The 13,455-nt window shown below is 67.1% G+C and carries 11 protein-coding genes and 1 tRNA gene; 3 read left to right on the forward strand and 9 right to left on the reverse strand.

All coding sequences use genetic code 11. The features are described from left to right. The coding region (locus tag A6M56_RS10265; RefSeq protein ID WP_286758128.1) for an aminotransferase class III-fold pyridoxal phosphate-dependent enzyme at window positions 1-208 on the reverse strand (208 nt) is incomplete at its 3' end. A 276-nt stretch (window positions 209-484) separates the two neighbouring features. Next, window positions 485-1,534, reverse strand: coding sequence for a CDP-6-deoxy-delta-3,4-glucoseen reductase (locus A6M56_RS10270; protein ID WP_102080054.1), 1,050 nt, complete (start codon window positions 1,532-1,534; stop codon window positions 485-487). Window positions 1,535-1,638: 104 nt separating this feature from the next. Between A6M56_RS10270 and A6M56_RS10275 the strand changes: the two genes are divergently transcribed. Both A6M56_RS10275 and A6M56_RS10280 read left to right on the forward strand, forming a co-directional pair. Further along, entirely contained in the window at window positions 1,639-2,604 is a 966-nt protein-coding gene (locus tag A6M56_RS10275; protein ID WP_045787496.1) for an NAD-dependent epimerase/dehydratase family protein, read from the forward strand. A gap of 1 nt (window position 2,605) precedes the next feature. Next, complete coding sequence (locus A6M56_RS10280; protein WP_045787495.1) at window positions 2,606-4,270, forward strand: GGDEF domain-containing protein; 1,665 nt, start codon at window positions 2,606-2,608, stop codon at window positions 4,268-4,270. A gap of 2 nt (window positions 4,271-4,272) precedes the next feature. Here A6M56_RS10280 and A6M56_RS10285 read toward each other — a convergent pair whose 3' ends face one another. Further along, window positions 4,273-6,087: a chloride channel protein gene (locus tag A6M56_RS10285; RefSeq protein WP_102080053.1), complete on the reverse strand. Its 1,815-nt coding sequence runs from the start codon at window positions 6,085-6,087 to the stop codon at window positions 4,273-4,275. Further along, window positions 6,074-6,532 carry a MarR family winged helix-turn-helix transcriptional regulator gene (locus A6M56_RS10290; RefSeq protein ID WP_045787493.1) on the reverse strand — a complete coding sequence of 153 codons (459 nt, stop codon included), beginning with the start codon at window positions 6,530-6,532 and terminating at the stop codon, window positions 6,074-6,076. Before A6M56_RS10290 ends, A6M56_RS10285 begins: the two co-directional genes overlap by 14 nt. 252 nt (window positions 6,533-6,784) lie before the next feature. Here A6M56_RS10290 and A6M56_RS10295 point away from each other — a divergent pair, with 252 nt between their 5' ends. Beyond that, window positions 6,785-7,987, forward strand: a complete 1,203-nt coding sequence (locus A6M56_RS10295) for an MFS transporter (protein WP_045787492.1) — start codon at window positions 6,785-6,787, stop codon at window positions 7,985-7,987. Between the two features lie 85 nt (window positions 7,988-8,072). Here A6M56_RS10295 and ilvD read toward each other — a convergent pair whose 3' ends face one another. The 5 genes from ilvD to A6M56_RS10320 form a co-directional block, all read right to left on the reverse strand. After that, on the reverse strand, window positions 8,073-9,932 hold the full coding sequence (ilvD, locus tag A6M56_RS10300; protein ID WP_062737868.1) for a dihydroxy-acid dehydratase: 1,860 nt from the start codon (window positions 9,930-9,932) through the stop codon (window positions 8,073-8,075). Between the two features lie 203 nt (window positions 9,933-10,135). Next, a tRNA-Leu gene (locus A6M56_RS10305) sits at window positions 10,136-10,220 on the reverse strand. A gap of 74 nt (window positions 10,221-10,294) precedes the next feature. Beyond that, window positions 10,295-11,179 carry an NAD(P)-dependent oxidoreductase gene (locus A6M56_RS10310; RefSeq protein WP_102080052.1) on the reverse strand — a complete coding sequence of 295 codons (885 nt, stop codon included), beginning with the start codon at window positions 11,177-11,179 and terminating at the stop codon, window positions 10,295-10,297. 29 nt (window positions 11,180-11,208) lie between these two features. Beyond that, window positions 11,209-12,390, reverse strand: coding sequence for an ABC transporter substrate-binding protein (locus tag A6M56_RS10315; RefSeq protein WP_045787489.1), 1,182 nt, complete (start codon window positions 12,388-12,390; stop codon window positions 11,209-11,211). Window positions 12,391-12,427: 37 nt separating this feature from the next. Beyond that, window positions 12,428-13,369 (reverse strand): CysB family HTH-type transcriptional regulator, encoded by a 942-nt coding sequence (locus tag A6M56_RS10320; protein ID WP_045787488.1) that lies wholly within the window; start codon window positions 13,367-13,369, stop codon window positions 12,428-12,430. Window positions 13,370-13,455: the final 86 nt, after the last annotated feature.

Consider the following 13,455-nt stretch of genomic DNA (forward strand, 5'->3'; position numbering starts at 1 on the left):
TGATGAGCTTCCTGGCCTGGGTGTTGAGCGCCTCGATCATGCCGTCGTTCGAGTGGCCAAGGCAGTTGACGGCCCAGCCCTGCACGAAGTCCAGGTATCGCTTGCCGTTGTGGTCCGTCAGCCACGAGCCCTTGCCCTCGGTGAAGACGATCTCGGGCCGGTTGGTGATGTACATCAGGGACTGGACGGGGTAGTCAGCAAACGCCATGGCAGAAGCTCCAGAAAAAAGGCGGCAAGGAAATGAAAAGAGCGTGAAAAGAGCGGCGGGAAAAAGACAAAGGCCACGGGGGTCGCCCCGTGGCCTTGTGATCGTCGAATCCTGCGAACCCGATATGCAATCAGCAGACAGCCGCGCGGCTTCCCGAAGGGAGCAACGTACGGCGGCGTCGGAGGTGCAGGGCCTGGTTCATAAGGCGCAAGAATAAGACGGATGCCATGTCAAGTCAAAACCAAATTTTGACCGTCTTTGGATTTGTGCAACGCCTCAGCCCGCCGGGTGCAGGTCGGCTTCCGAGGTGAACGAGTCGGCAAAGAACGCGTCTGGATGCATCTTGCATTGCGCGGCAAAGTCGTTGCGGGCGGCATTGACCATGACCGGCGCCCCGCACGCGTAGACCTCGTGGTTGGACAGGTCTGGGTGGTCGGCCATCACAGCGTGGTGCACGAAGCCGGTGCGGCCCGTCCACGCGTCTTCGGGCAGGGCGTTCGAGATGACCGGCACGTAGGTGAAACCCGGGATCGTGCGCGCCCATTCCTCGGCCCTGGCGTGCATGTACAGGTCTTGCGGACGGCGGCCGCCCCAGTACAGCGTCATCGGGCGCTTGCTGCCGATGAACTGGGCGTGCTCGATGATGGCCTTGATGGGCGCGAAGCCCGTGCCGGAGGCCAGCAGCATGATCGGCTTGTCCGAGTCTTCGCGCAGGAAAAAGCTGCCCAGCGGCCCTTCGAAACGCAGGATGTCGCGCTCCTTCATGGCCGGCGCGCCTTCCTTGGCGCCGAACACATAGTCGGTGAATACGCCGCCCGGCATGTGGCGGATGTGCAGCTCGATCGGGCCTTCTTCGTGCGGCGGATTGGCGATCGAGTAGCTGCGGCGCTTGCCGTCGCGCAGGAGGAATTCGACGTACTGCCCGGCCAGGAACTGCATGCGCTCGGTGGCCGGCAGTTGCAGCTTGACGATGGTCACATCGGGCGCGGCCTTTTCCAGGGACGCCACGCGGCACGGGATCTTCTTGATGGGCACGTCGCCGGCGCCTTGCACTTCGCGCACTTCAATGGTGACGTCCGTGGCTGGCGTGGCGCAGCAGAACAGCGCCCGGCCCTCGGAAGCTTCCTGCGCGGACAGCGCGTTGGGCGAATGGTTGCCCTGCACGATCGAGCCCTCGCGCACATGCCCCTTGCACGAGCCGCATGCGCCGTTCTTGCAGCCGTACGGCAGGCCGATGCCCTGGCGAAGCGCCGCTGCAAGGATGGTCTCGCCGTCTTCGGCCTGGAACTGGCGGCCGCTGGGCAGCACGTTGATCTGGTAAGCCATACTACAATCCGAATATGTTGAAAAGAGTCTCTGGTCGCCTGAATGCGGCGCATTCGGCGGCACATCCGAGGGTGAGCCCGGCAGTCGCCCGGCCACCGGAATCCATGTCACGTCTGGGGCTTCCGCGCGTACTCATCGTCGGCTGCGGGGACGTCGGGCAACGTTGCCTGGCGATGCTGCGCACGCGTTTCCGCGTCTTTGCCGTCACGTCGCGCGAAGCGGGCCGTGCTGCCTTGCGCGAAGCGGGCGCCGTGCCGGTGCTTGCGAATCTTGACGATGCCGCATCGCTGCGCCGTCTGCGCGGGTTGAGCCAGCGCGTCCTGCACCTGGCACCGCCGCCCGCCACCGGCCGCGACGATCCACGCACCGGCGCGCTGCTGCATGCGCTCGCGCGTCCCGCCCGGAGCCCCCGGGCCACAAAGCATCGCATTTTACCCGAGCGGCCGCGCACGTCTGGCCGCTTCACGGGCCGCTTGAAAACCCGCCTCCAGGCGCGTGCGTTCGTGTACGCCAGCACGAGCGGCGTGTACGGCGATGCCGGCGGCGCCTGGGTGGAAGAAAGCCGCCCCGTGAAGCCGGCCACCGCCCGTGCCCAGCGCCGCGTGGCCGCCGAGCGCCGCGTGCGCTGGTTCGGAGCAGGCGGCGGCTGGCGCACGTCCATCCTGCGCATCCCCGGAATCTATGCGGCCGAGCGCCTGCCGACCGCCCGGCTGGAGCGCGGCACACCAGCCTTGCGCGCCGAGGACGATGTCTACACCAACCATATTCACGCCGACGATCTCGCGCGGGCATTGATCGCGGCGCTGTTCCGCGGCAGGCCGCAGCGCATCGTGCATGCAAGCGATGCGTCGGAGTTGCGCATGGGCGATTACTTCGACGCCGTGGCCGATGCCCGCGGCTTGCCGCGTCCGCCGCGCATCTCGCGGGCCGATGCCACGCAGCAGATCGAGCCGACGCTGCTGTCGTTCATGAGCGAATCGCGCCGTCTGCGTAATGCCCGCCTGATGCGCGAGCTGCGCGTGGTGCTGCGGTATCCGACGGTGGCGCATTTCCTGAGCGGTGGGGCTTGACATGGAGCCCCCGGCGCCCGCGGTATCTTCGCCCAGCCCGGCGCGGCGGCGTGCGATCCGGCTCGCGCTTGCGCTGACCGCGGTGGTGGTCGGCGTGGGAACGTGCTGGATTGCCGCATGCATCGTTGCGGACATGATTGCCGCGCGCGACGTGCAACAGATGGTCGAAGCCCGGCGCCAGCTTGCCGCCCAGGTGGCCGAGGGCATGTCGAGCCAGATCACGGCCGACGTCGCCCTGCTGCGCGCCATTCCGCAGACGCTCGCGCAGATCGATGCGATCCCGCGCGCGGTCAACCGCATCGATACGCGCCGCTGGAGCCTGATGGACCAGGGCTCGCGCGCCAAGGAGGCGCAGTCGTATCCGGAGGTTGCCGACATCAACGCGTTCCTGAGTACGACCGCCGGCAACCTCGGCCTCGACTACGTCTGGGTGGTCAATCGGCACCACTATGTGGTGCTGGGCAACATCGCCGGACACCCGGAGTCGTTCATCGGCGTGCTGTCGAGCATGCAGCCGTACATGAAGGAGGCGATGCTCGGCGGGTTGGGCGAGCAGTTCACGGTCGGGCGTGTCACCGGCGTGCCCGGGTTGTTCTTCGCCGCGCCGGTGTACGACGCGGGCGGCTACCTCGTTGCGGCGATGGGCACCAAGGTCAGTCTGGCACGCCTGCAGCACTGGGTATCGCACCCGACCTCGCTGGTCGCTGACGCAAACGGGCTGATCATCCTGTCGACTGACGCGTCGCTGGTCGGCAAGATGCTGCCGGGCGCCCGTCTGCAGCAGATGAGCGCCACCGATCGGTACGACGCGTACCAGCGCGTCGACTTCGACGTCTGGCCGTACCAGTCCGCCGCGCAGCCGCATCACCCGGTGCCGCGATGGGTGCCGCAGGACGTCCGCGATACGCTGGCCTGGCGCGAGGGCAGCGCAATGCCGTCGCTGACGGTGTCACGCAATGCCAGTGCCGATCTCACCGTCGTCGTGGCCGAGCCGCTGCCCGCGTGGAGCCAGCAGATTGCGGACCACACTCGCAATCGCACCCTCTGTTTCGTGCTCTTCGTGAGCGTGCTGGCGACGTTCGTTCTGGTGGTGTGGTCGCTGGTGCGCGAACGGCAGCATCATCGCGTCACGCGGCATCTGAACCAGCGGCTGCAGCGCACCAACAGCGCACTGGCCAACGAGGCGCACTTCGACCACCTGACCGGCGTGCTCACGCGCCGGCGCTTTCTGGCGCTGTTCGATACGGTGCTGATGCGTGCGCACAACCGCGGCGAGCCGCTTGTGCTGGTGCTCGCCGATCTCGATCACTTCAAGCGCATCAACGATACATGGGGCCACGCGGTAGGCGATCTGGCGCTGCAGCGCTTCGCCTCCCTTGCCACCGCGGTCCTGCGCAGCAGCGACATGGTCGGCCGCCTGGGCGGCGAGGAATTCGCCATCGTCATGGGCCGCACGACGCTGGACGCGGCAACGGAAGTCGCGGAGCACCTGCGCGCCTCCGTGGCCGAGACCGACGACAACTTTCCCACCGGCCTGTCGATGACCGTCAGCATGGGCATGACGGCCCGCCGGCCGGGCGATACCGCATCGGAGATGCTCAAGCGCGCAGACCTTGCGCTTTATCGCGCCAAGGAAAGCGGCCGCAACCGGCACGTGGCCGGCTGAGATCAGCGGGCCTGGCTGGCGCGCCCGTTGCGACGGCGGCGCAGCTGGAGGTGTGTGCGTGTGCCCGACAGCGGCACCCGGCGGAAGCGCTCCCGGCGCTGCTCCTCGTCGAAGAACGCGAGCGACGGTTTGACCAGGTCGCTGCGCGAGACGATGCCCACCACGCGGCGCGATTGCGAATCGGCCACCACGGGCAGCCGCTCCAGCCCATGCACGGCCAGCCGTGTGGCGACGATGCGGCAGGTCTCGCCGGGCAGCGCCATTGACGGTGCGTTGGCGCCGAACAGTTCAGCCACGGTGTGCGCGCCGCGCGCCTGGCCGGCCAGTAGCGCCTCGCGGTCGAGCATGCCGACGAGGGCGCCATCGCGCACCACCGGGAATGCGCGGTGCGCCTGCTTGGCCCCAAAGCGCGTGGCCAGCGTCTCCTGCAGCGTGGCGTGCGCATCGATGGTCTGCACCGAGCGCGTCATCACTTCATCGACGGCGTGGCGCTCGAGCGGGTCGACGGCGTATTCGCGATAGATGTGGAAGCCGCGGCGCGCGATCTTCTCGGTCATGATCGAGCGCGGCATGGTCAGCACGACAAAGCCATAGGACACCGCTACCGCCAGCAGGATCGGCAGCAGGGCATTCACATCGTGCGTGAGCCCGAAGGCGAAGACAATGGCGGTGAGCGGGGCGCCCAGCACGCCAGCCAGCGTGGCGGCCATGCAGACGAGCGGCCACAGGCCCGGATCGCCGCCCGACAGCACGGGGCCGATCAGCACGCCAAGCCCGGCGCCCATCATCAGCAGCGGGGCCAGCACGCCACCCGAGGTGCCCGAGCCCAGCGCGATCACCCAGATGATCGCCTTGACGACCAGCAGCGCCATCGCCACGCCGATGGCCAGGTGGTTGTGCAGCAGGTCGCCGATGACGTCGTAGCCGACGCCCAGCGCGCGCGGCTCGAAATAGCCGCCGATGCCGACCACGAGCCCACCGATGGCCGGCCACCACATCCAGTGGATCGGCAGGCGGCCAAACAGGTCTTCGGTCTTGTACAGCGCCATCGACAGCGACCGTGCCAGCGCGCCGCACAGCAGCCCGGCGACAATGCACGAGCCGAGCGCCGGCAGCGTCGCCGGTGCGGTTTCCAGCGGGAAGAGGGGGCCGGGCTCCAGCACGAGCACACGGAGGAAGCCCGCGACCGCGCACGCCACTGCCACCGGCAGCATGCTGCGCGGGCGCCATTCGAACAGCAGCAACTCGACGGCCAGCAGCAGCGCGGCCACCGGCGTGCCGAACACTGCCGTCATGCCGGCCGTGGCACCGGCCACCAGCAGCGTCTTGCGCTCGGCGGCGGTGAGCTTGAAGAACTGCGCAAACAACGAGCCCACCGCACCGCCCGTCATGATGATCGGGCCTTCCGCACCGAACGGCCCGCCGCTGCCGATCACGATGCCCGACGACAGCGGCTTGAGCACCGCCACCTTCGACGACATCTTGCTCTTGCCGAACAGGATGGCCTCGATGGCTTCGGGAATGCCGTGGCCGCGGATCTTCTCCGACCCGAAGCGCGCCATCAGCCCAACGATCAACCCGCCGATGAGCGGGATCGCGACCACCCAGATCCCGAGCGTGTTGGTGGCCGGCGAGCGATCCGCCAATGACAGCGTCTGGAAGAAGAACAGGTTGGTGAAGAAGCGGATCAGGTTGAGCAGCACCACCGCCGCCAGCGTGGCAAATGCGGCAATGACCACCGCCAGCGCAGTCGTGCGGAACAATGTGGTGTCGGTCGCAAAGTCGCGCCGATGCAGCGAGTGTTCAGGGGTTTGCATGACGTGACTGCGCGGCGGAGGGGTCAGCGGCTTGGTCGAGATGCGGGATCTTGAAGGCGCGGCTGAAGGCCGACAGCTCGCTCTGGTGCAGCCCAGCCAGCAGCGCGACGAGACGATCGCCCTTCCTGGAGAGGTGGACTTCGACCTGCCGCGCATCGGCGTCGCTCTGGCGGCGCTCGACCAGGCCGGCTTCCTCGCAGCGCGTGACCAGGGCCGCGGTGCCGTGCGCAGACGCCTGCAGCCGCTCGGCGAGCTCGCCCACGGTCGCCCACTCGCGCCCGGCGTAGCCCTTCACGTGCAGCAGCAACTGGTACTGCAACGGCGTGATGCCCTTGGAGTGGATCAGGTCTTCAGAGGCACGCAGGAAGCGACGCAGGTGGTAGCGGAAATCGGAAAGGGTCTCGAAATCCTGCTTGGACAACGGTCGTGGATTGGTGGCAGACATGATGGAATCAGCGTTTCGGCCCGAATGTATCACAACATGATATATCTGGCGATGTCCACCGGAAACGGCCGTGATGCCGCAGGTGCGCCATAACGGGCCCGAGATTGTTGAATTCCGCGCAAGACTGTTTGGTCCCCCAACGGGTTTTTCCGGCACGGCAAAGACAGCACACTGCGAGCCTGTCAAAACGTTTGCGGAGCGTCGGGCCACGATGCCGTCGGCTTTCCGCGTCTTGCCCAGGAGTTTTGCGGCATGCATGCCACACCCGCTTCCTCTGATCGCGCACCCGTCAGCGCAACGCTGCCGTTGCTCGCACTCGCAGCCGGCGCGTTCGGCATCGGGACCACCGAGTTCTCGCCCATGGGCCTGCTGCCCGTGATTGCCGAAGGCGTGCACGTATCGATTCCGCAGGCCGGCATGCTCATCAGCGCCTATGCCATCGGCGTGATGCTCGGTGCGCCCGTCATGACGCTGCTGCTGGCACGTTGGCCGCGCCGCTCGGCGTTGATTGCGCTGATGAGCATCTTCACGCTCGGCAACCTGTTGTCGGCCATCGCGCCGAATTACACGACGCTGCTGCTTGCGCGTCTGGTGACCAGCCTGAACCATGGCGCGTTCTTCGGGCTGGGCTCCGTGGTGGCGGCGAGCCTCGTACCGCGCGAGAAGCAGGCGAGCGCCGTGGCGACCATGTTCATGGGGCTGACGATTGCCAACGTGGGCGGCGTGCCGGCGGCCACGTGGCTCGGCCAGATGATCGGCTGGCGCATGTCGTTCATGGCGACGGCGAGCCTCGGCCTCATCGCCATCGCGGGCCTGTTCGCGGCGTTGCCCAAGGGTGACGCCGGCAAGATGCCGAACCTGCGCGCCGAGCTGCGCGTGCTGACGCGCCCCGTCGTCGTGGGTGCGCTGCTGACCACGGTGCTGGGCGCCGGCGCGATGTTCACGCTGTACACCTATGTGGCCCCCACGCTGGCCCAGCTGACCGGCGCCACCCCCGCTTTCGTGACGGCCATGCTCGTGCTGATCGGCGTTGGGTTTTCCATCGGCAACATGGCGGGAGGCCGGCTGGCGGATCGCTCGCTCGACGGCAGCCTCATCGGTTTCCTGGTGCTCCTGATCGCGACGATGCTGGCTTTTCCCGTGCTTGCAAAAACGCATGCCGGCGCCGCAGCTGCGTTGCTGGTGTGGGGCATTGCCACGTTTGCCGTCGTGCCGCCGCTGCAGATGCGCGTCATGCGCGCGGCCGCGGAGGCCCCCGGTTTGGCGTCGTCGATCAACGTGGGGGCGTTCAATCTGGGCAACGCGCTCGGAGCGGCGGCCGGCGGCGCGGTCATTTCGGCGGGGTTCGGCTATGCGGCGGTGCCCGTGGCCGGTGCGCTCATCGCGGCCGGGGGCCTATTGCTGGTGCTGCTGCAGGTGGCGCAGCGCCGGAGCCGGCTTGCGGTGAACCCGTAGTCGATTCCGAGCCTGGCGGGCTTGCGCATCGCCACCAAGAAAAAAGCCGCTCCGGAGAGCGGCTTCAGCAGCAGTTGCGCCGGGGTCAGTCGTCCAGCAGCGACAGGTCGCGCACGGCGCCCTTGTCGGCCGACATCACCAGCTTCGCGTAGGCCTTCAGCGCTGCCGACACCTTGCGCGGACGCGGCTTCGCCGGCTTCCAGCCCTTGGCGTTCTGCTCTTCGCGGCGGCGTGCAAGTTCCTCGTCCGACACGAGTACGTTGATCGTGCGGTTCGGGATATCGATGCGGATGCGGTCGCCGTCGCGCACGAGGCCGATCGCGCCGCCTGCCGCCGCTTCCGGCGAGCAGTGCCCGATCGACAGGCCCGAGGTGCCGCCTGAGAAGCGGCCATCCGTCAGCAGCGCGCACGCCTTGCCCAGGCCTTTGGACTTGATGTAGCTCGTCGGGTACAGCATTTCCTGCATGCCGGGGCCGCCCTTCGGCCCTTCGTAGCGCACGATCACCACGTCGCCGGCCTTCACCTTGTCGTTGAGGATGTTCTCGACCGCTTCGTCCTGCGATTCGGTCACGTGCGCGGTGCCCTCGAACACGAGGATGCTCTCGTCGACGCCGGCCGTCTTCACCACGCAGCCGTCGAGCGCGATATTGCCGGTCAGCACGGCGAGGCCGCCTTCCTTCGAGAACGCATGCTCGTACGAGCGGATGCAGCCTTCGGCGCGATCGAGGTCGAGGCTCGGCCAGCGCGTGTTCTGGCTGAACGCGACCTGCGTCGGGATACCGGCGGGACCGGCGCGGTAGAACGTCTGCACGGCTTCATCGGACGTGCGGACGATGTCCCACTGATCCAGCGCGTCCTTCATCGTGGGCGCATGCACGGTCGGCACGTCGGTGTGCAGCTTGCCGGCACGGTCGAGCTCGCCGAGGATCGCCATGATGCCGCCGGCGCGATGCACGTCCTCGATGTGGTACTTGTTCGTGTTCGGCGCGACCTTGCACAGCTGCGGCACGACGCGCGACAGGCGGTCGATGTCCTTCATCGTGAAGTCGATGCCGGCTTCCTGAGCAATCGCCAGCAGGTGCAGGATCGTGTTGGTCGAACCGCCCATCGCGATGTCGAGCGTCATCGCGTTTTCGAACGCCTTGAAGCCGACCGAGCGCGGCAGCACGCGGTCGTTCTCCTGTTCGTAGTATTCGCGGGTCAGCTCGACGATGCGGCGGCCGGCGCGCTTGAACAGCTGCTCGCGGTCCGCGTGCGTCGCGACGACGGTGCCGTTGCCCGGCAGCGCCAGGCCGAGCGCTTCGGTCAGGCAGTTCATCGAGTTCGCGGTGAACATGCCCGAGCATGAGCCGCAGGTCGGGCACGCCGAGCGTTCGACTTCCGCGACTTCGGCATCTGAATACGACTGGTCGGCCGCGATCACCATCGCGTCGACGAGGTCGAGCTTCTTCAGTTCGACGGTCTTGGTGACCGGGTTCGCGAGGCGCGTCTTGCCGGCTTCCATCGGGCCGCCCGACACGAAGATCACCGGAATGTTCAGGCGCATCGCGGCCATCAGCATGCCCGGCGTGATCTTGTCGCAGTTCGAGATGCAGACCATGGCGTCGGCGCAATGCGCGTTGACCATGTATTCGACCGAGTCGGCGATGATGTCGCGGCTCGGCAGCGAATACAGCATGCCGTCGTGGCCCATGGCGATGCCGTCATCGACGGCGATCGTGTTGAATTCCTTCGCGACGCCGCCGGCGGCTTCGATCTCGCGCGCGACGAGTTGGCCGAGATCCTTCAGGTGCACGTGCCCGGGCACGAACTGCGTGAACGAGTTGACGACCGCGATGATCGGCTTCTGGAAATCTTCGTCTTTCATGCCGGTGGCGCGCCACAGCGAGCGGGCCCCCGCCATGTTGCGGCCGGCGGTGGAGGTTTTGGAACGGTATGCGGGCATTTTGGGTACGGAAGCAAGTCGATTGTGGGGCGGGCCACGCGGATACAGGCCCTCGCGCGCCCGTGCAACCGGCCTCTTGAGCCACGCCCGGGGCAAAACAGGGATTATCCCACGCCGCGCCGGGCGCGTTGTCCTGCATCCTCGTCCTGCCGGACGTGCAATGAAAAAGCCGCTTCTGCATCAACAGAAGCGGCTTTGGAATCTGGTGCCCGGGGTCGGACTCGAACCGACACGCCTTGCGGCGGGGGATTTTGAGTCCCCTGCGTCTACCTGTTTCACCACCCGGGCAGGTGCGAACGAGCCGGCAATTATGCCAGAAGTTCGGCTCGCCCAACAAGGCAGGCGGGGCGACGGGCCGCGGCTCAGCCCGCCTTGTGTGCGTTCTGCAGTTCCAGCACGCGCAGCAAGGACGACGTATCGTCGTATCCCCAGCCGTTGGCCACCAGCGCGTTGAGCTGCGAGGCCACCAGCTCCATCGCCGGCATCTGCAGGCCCAGCTCGTGGGCGATCTCGCGCACGAGGCCGAAGTCCTTGTCGTGCAGGCGCGCTTCGATGCCGGCGGCAAAGTTCCGCTCGGCCATCTTGGGGCCCATCATGTCGAGCATGCGGCTGCCGGCAAAGCCGGGCCGGATGGCGTCCAGCACGCGCGCGGGGTCGGTGCCTTGCTCGCGCGCAAACAGCATCGCTTCGGCAATGCCCTGGATGTTGATGACCTGCACGATCTGGTTGCACGCCTTGGCAACCTGGCCCGACCCGGCCGCACCGATATAGGTGATGGTCGTGCCCAGCAGCTGAAGCAGCGGGCGCACGCGCTCCAGCACCTCGGGCTTGCCGCCCACCATGATGGACAGCGTGGCCTTCTGCGCGCCCATCGTGCCGCCCGAGACGGGCGCATCCAGGAACTCCAGCCCCGCCGCTTCCAGTTCCGCCGCAATGCGCCGCGTAGCCACGGCGGAGATCGTGCTGTGGTCGATGCAGACCGCACCACGCGGTGCGCCGTGGATGACGCCGTGCGGCCCCAGCAGCACGGCTTCGACGTCGGCGGTGGAGGTGACATTGGTGAAGATGACCTCCGCGTCGCGCGCGGCCTCGGCCGGCGTGGCGACCGGCTCCGCACCGAGGGCGCGGGCGTTGTCGGCCGCTTCCGGGCGGCGCACATAGGCACGCACGGTATGGCCGGCGGCGATCAGGTGCTGGACCATCGGCGTGCCCATGTTGCCGAGGCCGATGAAGGCGAGTCGTGTCATGGCGAATCTCGAATCTGTGTTGCTCGGGTTTAACGCGGGCCGGCGTAGGCGAACCGGCCGTTCCTGATGATGCCCATCACGCGCGAGCGCTGGTCGAAGCCCTGGTGATCCTGTGCATTCAGGTTCAGCACGCCGTTGGGCACGGTCAGGTCTCGCGTGGTTTCCAGCGCGTCGCGCAGGGCGGCGCGAAAGGCCGGGGTGCCCGGCTGCGTGCCGGTCTTGAGCGCACGGGCGGTGGCATTGTCGAGCAACTGCCACGCGCCCCACGCATCGCCCGCAAACTGCGTGACGGTGTTGGGGCCGTACCTGGCCTCGTAGCGCTCGGCAAATTCCACCGCGACCTTGCGCACCGGATGGCTGGCTGGCAACTCGCGGGCGACGACGACCGGGCCGGTGGGGAACAGCGTGCCTTCCACGTCCTTGCCGCCCACTTTCAGGAATTCCGTGCTGGCGATGCCATGCGTCTGGTAGATCCGGCCCTTGTAGCCGCGCTCGACCAGGGTGCGCTCGGGCAGCGCGGCCGGCGTGCCCGAGCCCGCGATCAGGATGGCATCCGGCCGGGCGGCCATCAGCTTGAGCGCCTGCCCGGTGACGCTGGCGTCCGTGCGCGCAAAGCGCTCGTTGGCGACGACGTGCAGCTTGCGCACGTCGGCCAGCTTCGAGAACTCGCGCCACCAGCTCTCGCCATACGCGTCGGCAAAACCGATGAAGCCGACGGTACGCACGCCGGTATCCGCCATGTGCTGCGTGACGAGCGTCGCCATGTGCGAATCGTTCTGGGGCATCTTGAAGGCCCAGTGGCGCTTGGCGTCCTGCGGTTCGACGATGGAGGCGGAGGCGGCCAGCGCCACCATGGGCGTCTGCCCTTCGGCCACGGCGTCGAGCGAGGCGAGCGCCGTCGGCGCGATGGTCGGGCCGACGATCACATCGACCTTCTCTTCGGCGATCAGCTTGCGCACATCGCGCACCGCCACCGAAGGGTCCGATGCATCGTCGAGGATGATGACCTGCGCGCGCTGGCCCCCGATCGTCGCAGGCCACATCTGCACGGTGTTCTTGCTCGGGATGCCGATGGCCGCGGCGGGTCCGGTGCTCGACAGCACCACGCCGACGCGGATATCGGCGTGGGCGGGCAGGGCGATGGCGGCAGCGCCGGCGAACAGCGCGAGGCCGCATATACGGTCGAAGAGGCGGCGACGTCGGGTCGTCATGAGGTCTCCAGGCATGTCAGGCGGAATTCGGGGCGATTCAAAGCTCGTACGCTTCGTGCTCGCCGGACATCAGCTGCTCGACCAGCTTGCGCGTGAGCGTCGGCGCGAACAGTTCGATGAATGTGTAGACGAAGCCACGCAGGTACGCCCCCTGCTTGATGCCCAGGTGGGTGACGTTGGTGCCGAACAGGTGCCCGGCCGGAATTGCGCGCAGGTTGCGGTCGCGCTCGGCATCGAACGCGACGCCGGCCACGATGCCCACACCCAGGCCGACTTCCACGTAGGTCTTGATCACATCCGCGTCGATGGCCTCGAGCACGATGTCCGGCTTCATCTGGCGCAGCTCGAATGCGTGGTCGATCTTCGGACGGCCGGCAAAGTGCTGGTCGTACGTGATGATCGGATAGCCCTTCAAGTCGTCGAGCGTCAGGTTCGGGCGGGAGAGGAGCGGGTGGTCGGGCGGCGTCACCACCACGTGCTGCCACTGGTAGCCCGGGATCGAGATCAGGTCCTTGATCTGCGAAAGCCCTTCGGTGGCGATGGCCAGGTCGGCCTGGTCGTGCAGCACCATCTCGGCGATCTGCGCCGGCGTGCCCTGCTGAATGGACAGGCGCACCTTCGGGTACTTGCGCGTGAATTCGGCGATCGCCTTGGGCAGTGCGTAACGGGCCTGCGTGTGCGTGGTCGCGATGGTGAAGTTGCCCTGGTCCTGCGCCGCGTAGTCCTTGCCCACGCGCTTGAGGGTTTCGACTTCCTCCAGTACCCGCTCGACGGAAGCGAGAATGCGTCGGCCGGGCTCCGTGAGACCCCGGATGCGCTTGCCGTGCCGCGTGAAGATATCGACACCCAGTTCCTCTTCCAGCTCGATGATGGCCTTGGAGACCCCGGGTTGTGATGTGTAGAGCGCTTTCGCCGCCTCGGTCAGGTTGAATTTCTGCCGGACGGCCTCGCGAACGAAGCGAAATTGGTGAAGGTTCATGGCGCGCGATCGGATGCGAAGAAAAGCGAGCGATCAGAACGCTACTTATAACCGACGCCATATAAACAAACAATTTTTTATTGGTT

Origin of the sequence: Ralstonia sp. RL (assembly GCF_001683835.1) — a bacterium.
In the GTDB taxonomy this organism is placed as follows: Bacteria; Pseudomonadota; Gammaproteobacteria; order Burkholderiales; family Burkholderiaceae; genus Ralstonia; species Ralstonia mannitolilytica.

What these genes read in the sequence shown, in the direction of transcription:
- A6M56_RS10275 (WP_045787496.1), top strand. Translation starts at nt 1,639, where the DNA reads ATGTCACGTCTGGGGCTTCCGCGCGTACTCATCGTCGGCTGCGGGGAC.
- A6M56_RS10280 (WP_045787495.1), top strand. Translation starts at nt 2,606, where the DNA reads ATGGAGCCCCCGGCGCCCGCGGTATCTTCGCCCAGCCCGGCGCGGCGG.
- A6M56_RS10295 (WP_045787492.1), top strand. Translation starts at nt 6,785, where the DNA reads ATGCATGCCACACCCGCTTCCTCTGATCGCGCACCCGTCAGCGCAACG.
- A6M56_RS10310 (WP_102080052.1), bottom strand. Translation starts at nt 11,179, where the DNA reads ATGACACGACTCGCCTTCATCGGCCTCGGCAACATGGGCACGCCGATG.
- A6M56_RS10290 (WP_045787493.1), bottom strand. Translation starts at nt 6,532, where the DNA reads ATGTCTGCCACCAATCCACGACCGTTGTCCAAGCAGGATTTCGAGACC.
- A6M56_RS10285 (WP_102080053.1), bottom strand. Translation starts at nt 6,087, where the DNA reads ATGCAAACCCCTGAACACTCGCTGCATCGGCGCGACTTTGCGACCGAC.
- A6M56_RS10270 (WP_102080054.1), bottom strand. Translation starts at nt 1,534, where the DNA reads ATGGCTTACCAGATCAACGTGCTGCCCAGCGGCCGCCAGTTCCAGGCC.
- A6M56_RS10315 (WP_045787489.1), bottom strand. Translation starts at nt 12,390, where the DNA reads ATGACGACCCGACGTCGCCGCCTCTTCGACCGTATATGCGGCCTCGCG.
- ilvD (WP_062737868.1), bottom strand. Translation starts at nt 9,932, where the DNA reads ATGCCCGCATACCGTTCCAAAACCTCCACCGCCGGCCGCAACATGGCG.
- A6M56_RS10320 (WP_045787488.1), bottom strand. Translation starts at nt 13,369, where the DNA reads ATGAACCTTCACCAATTTCGCTTCGTTCGCGAGGCCGTCCGGCAGAAA.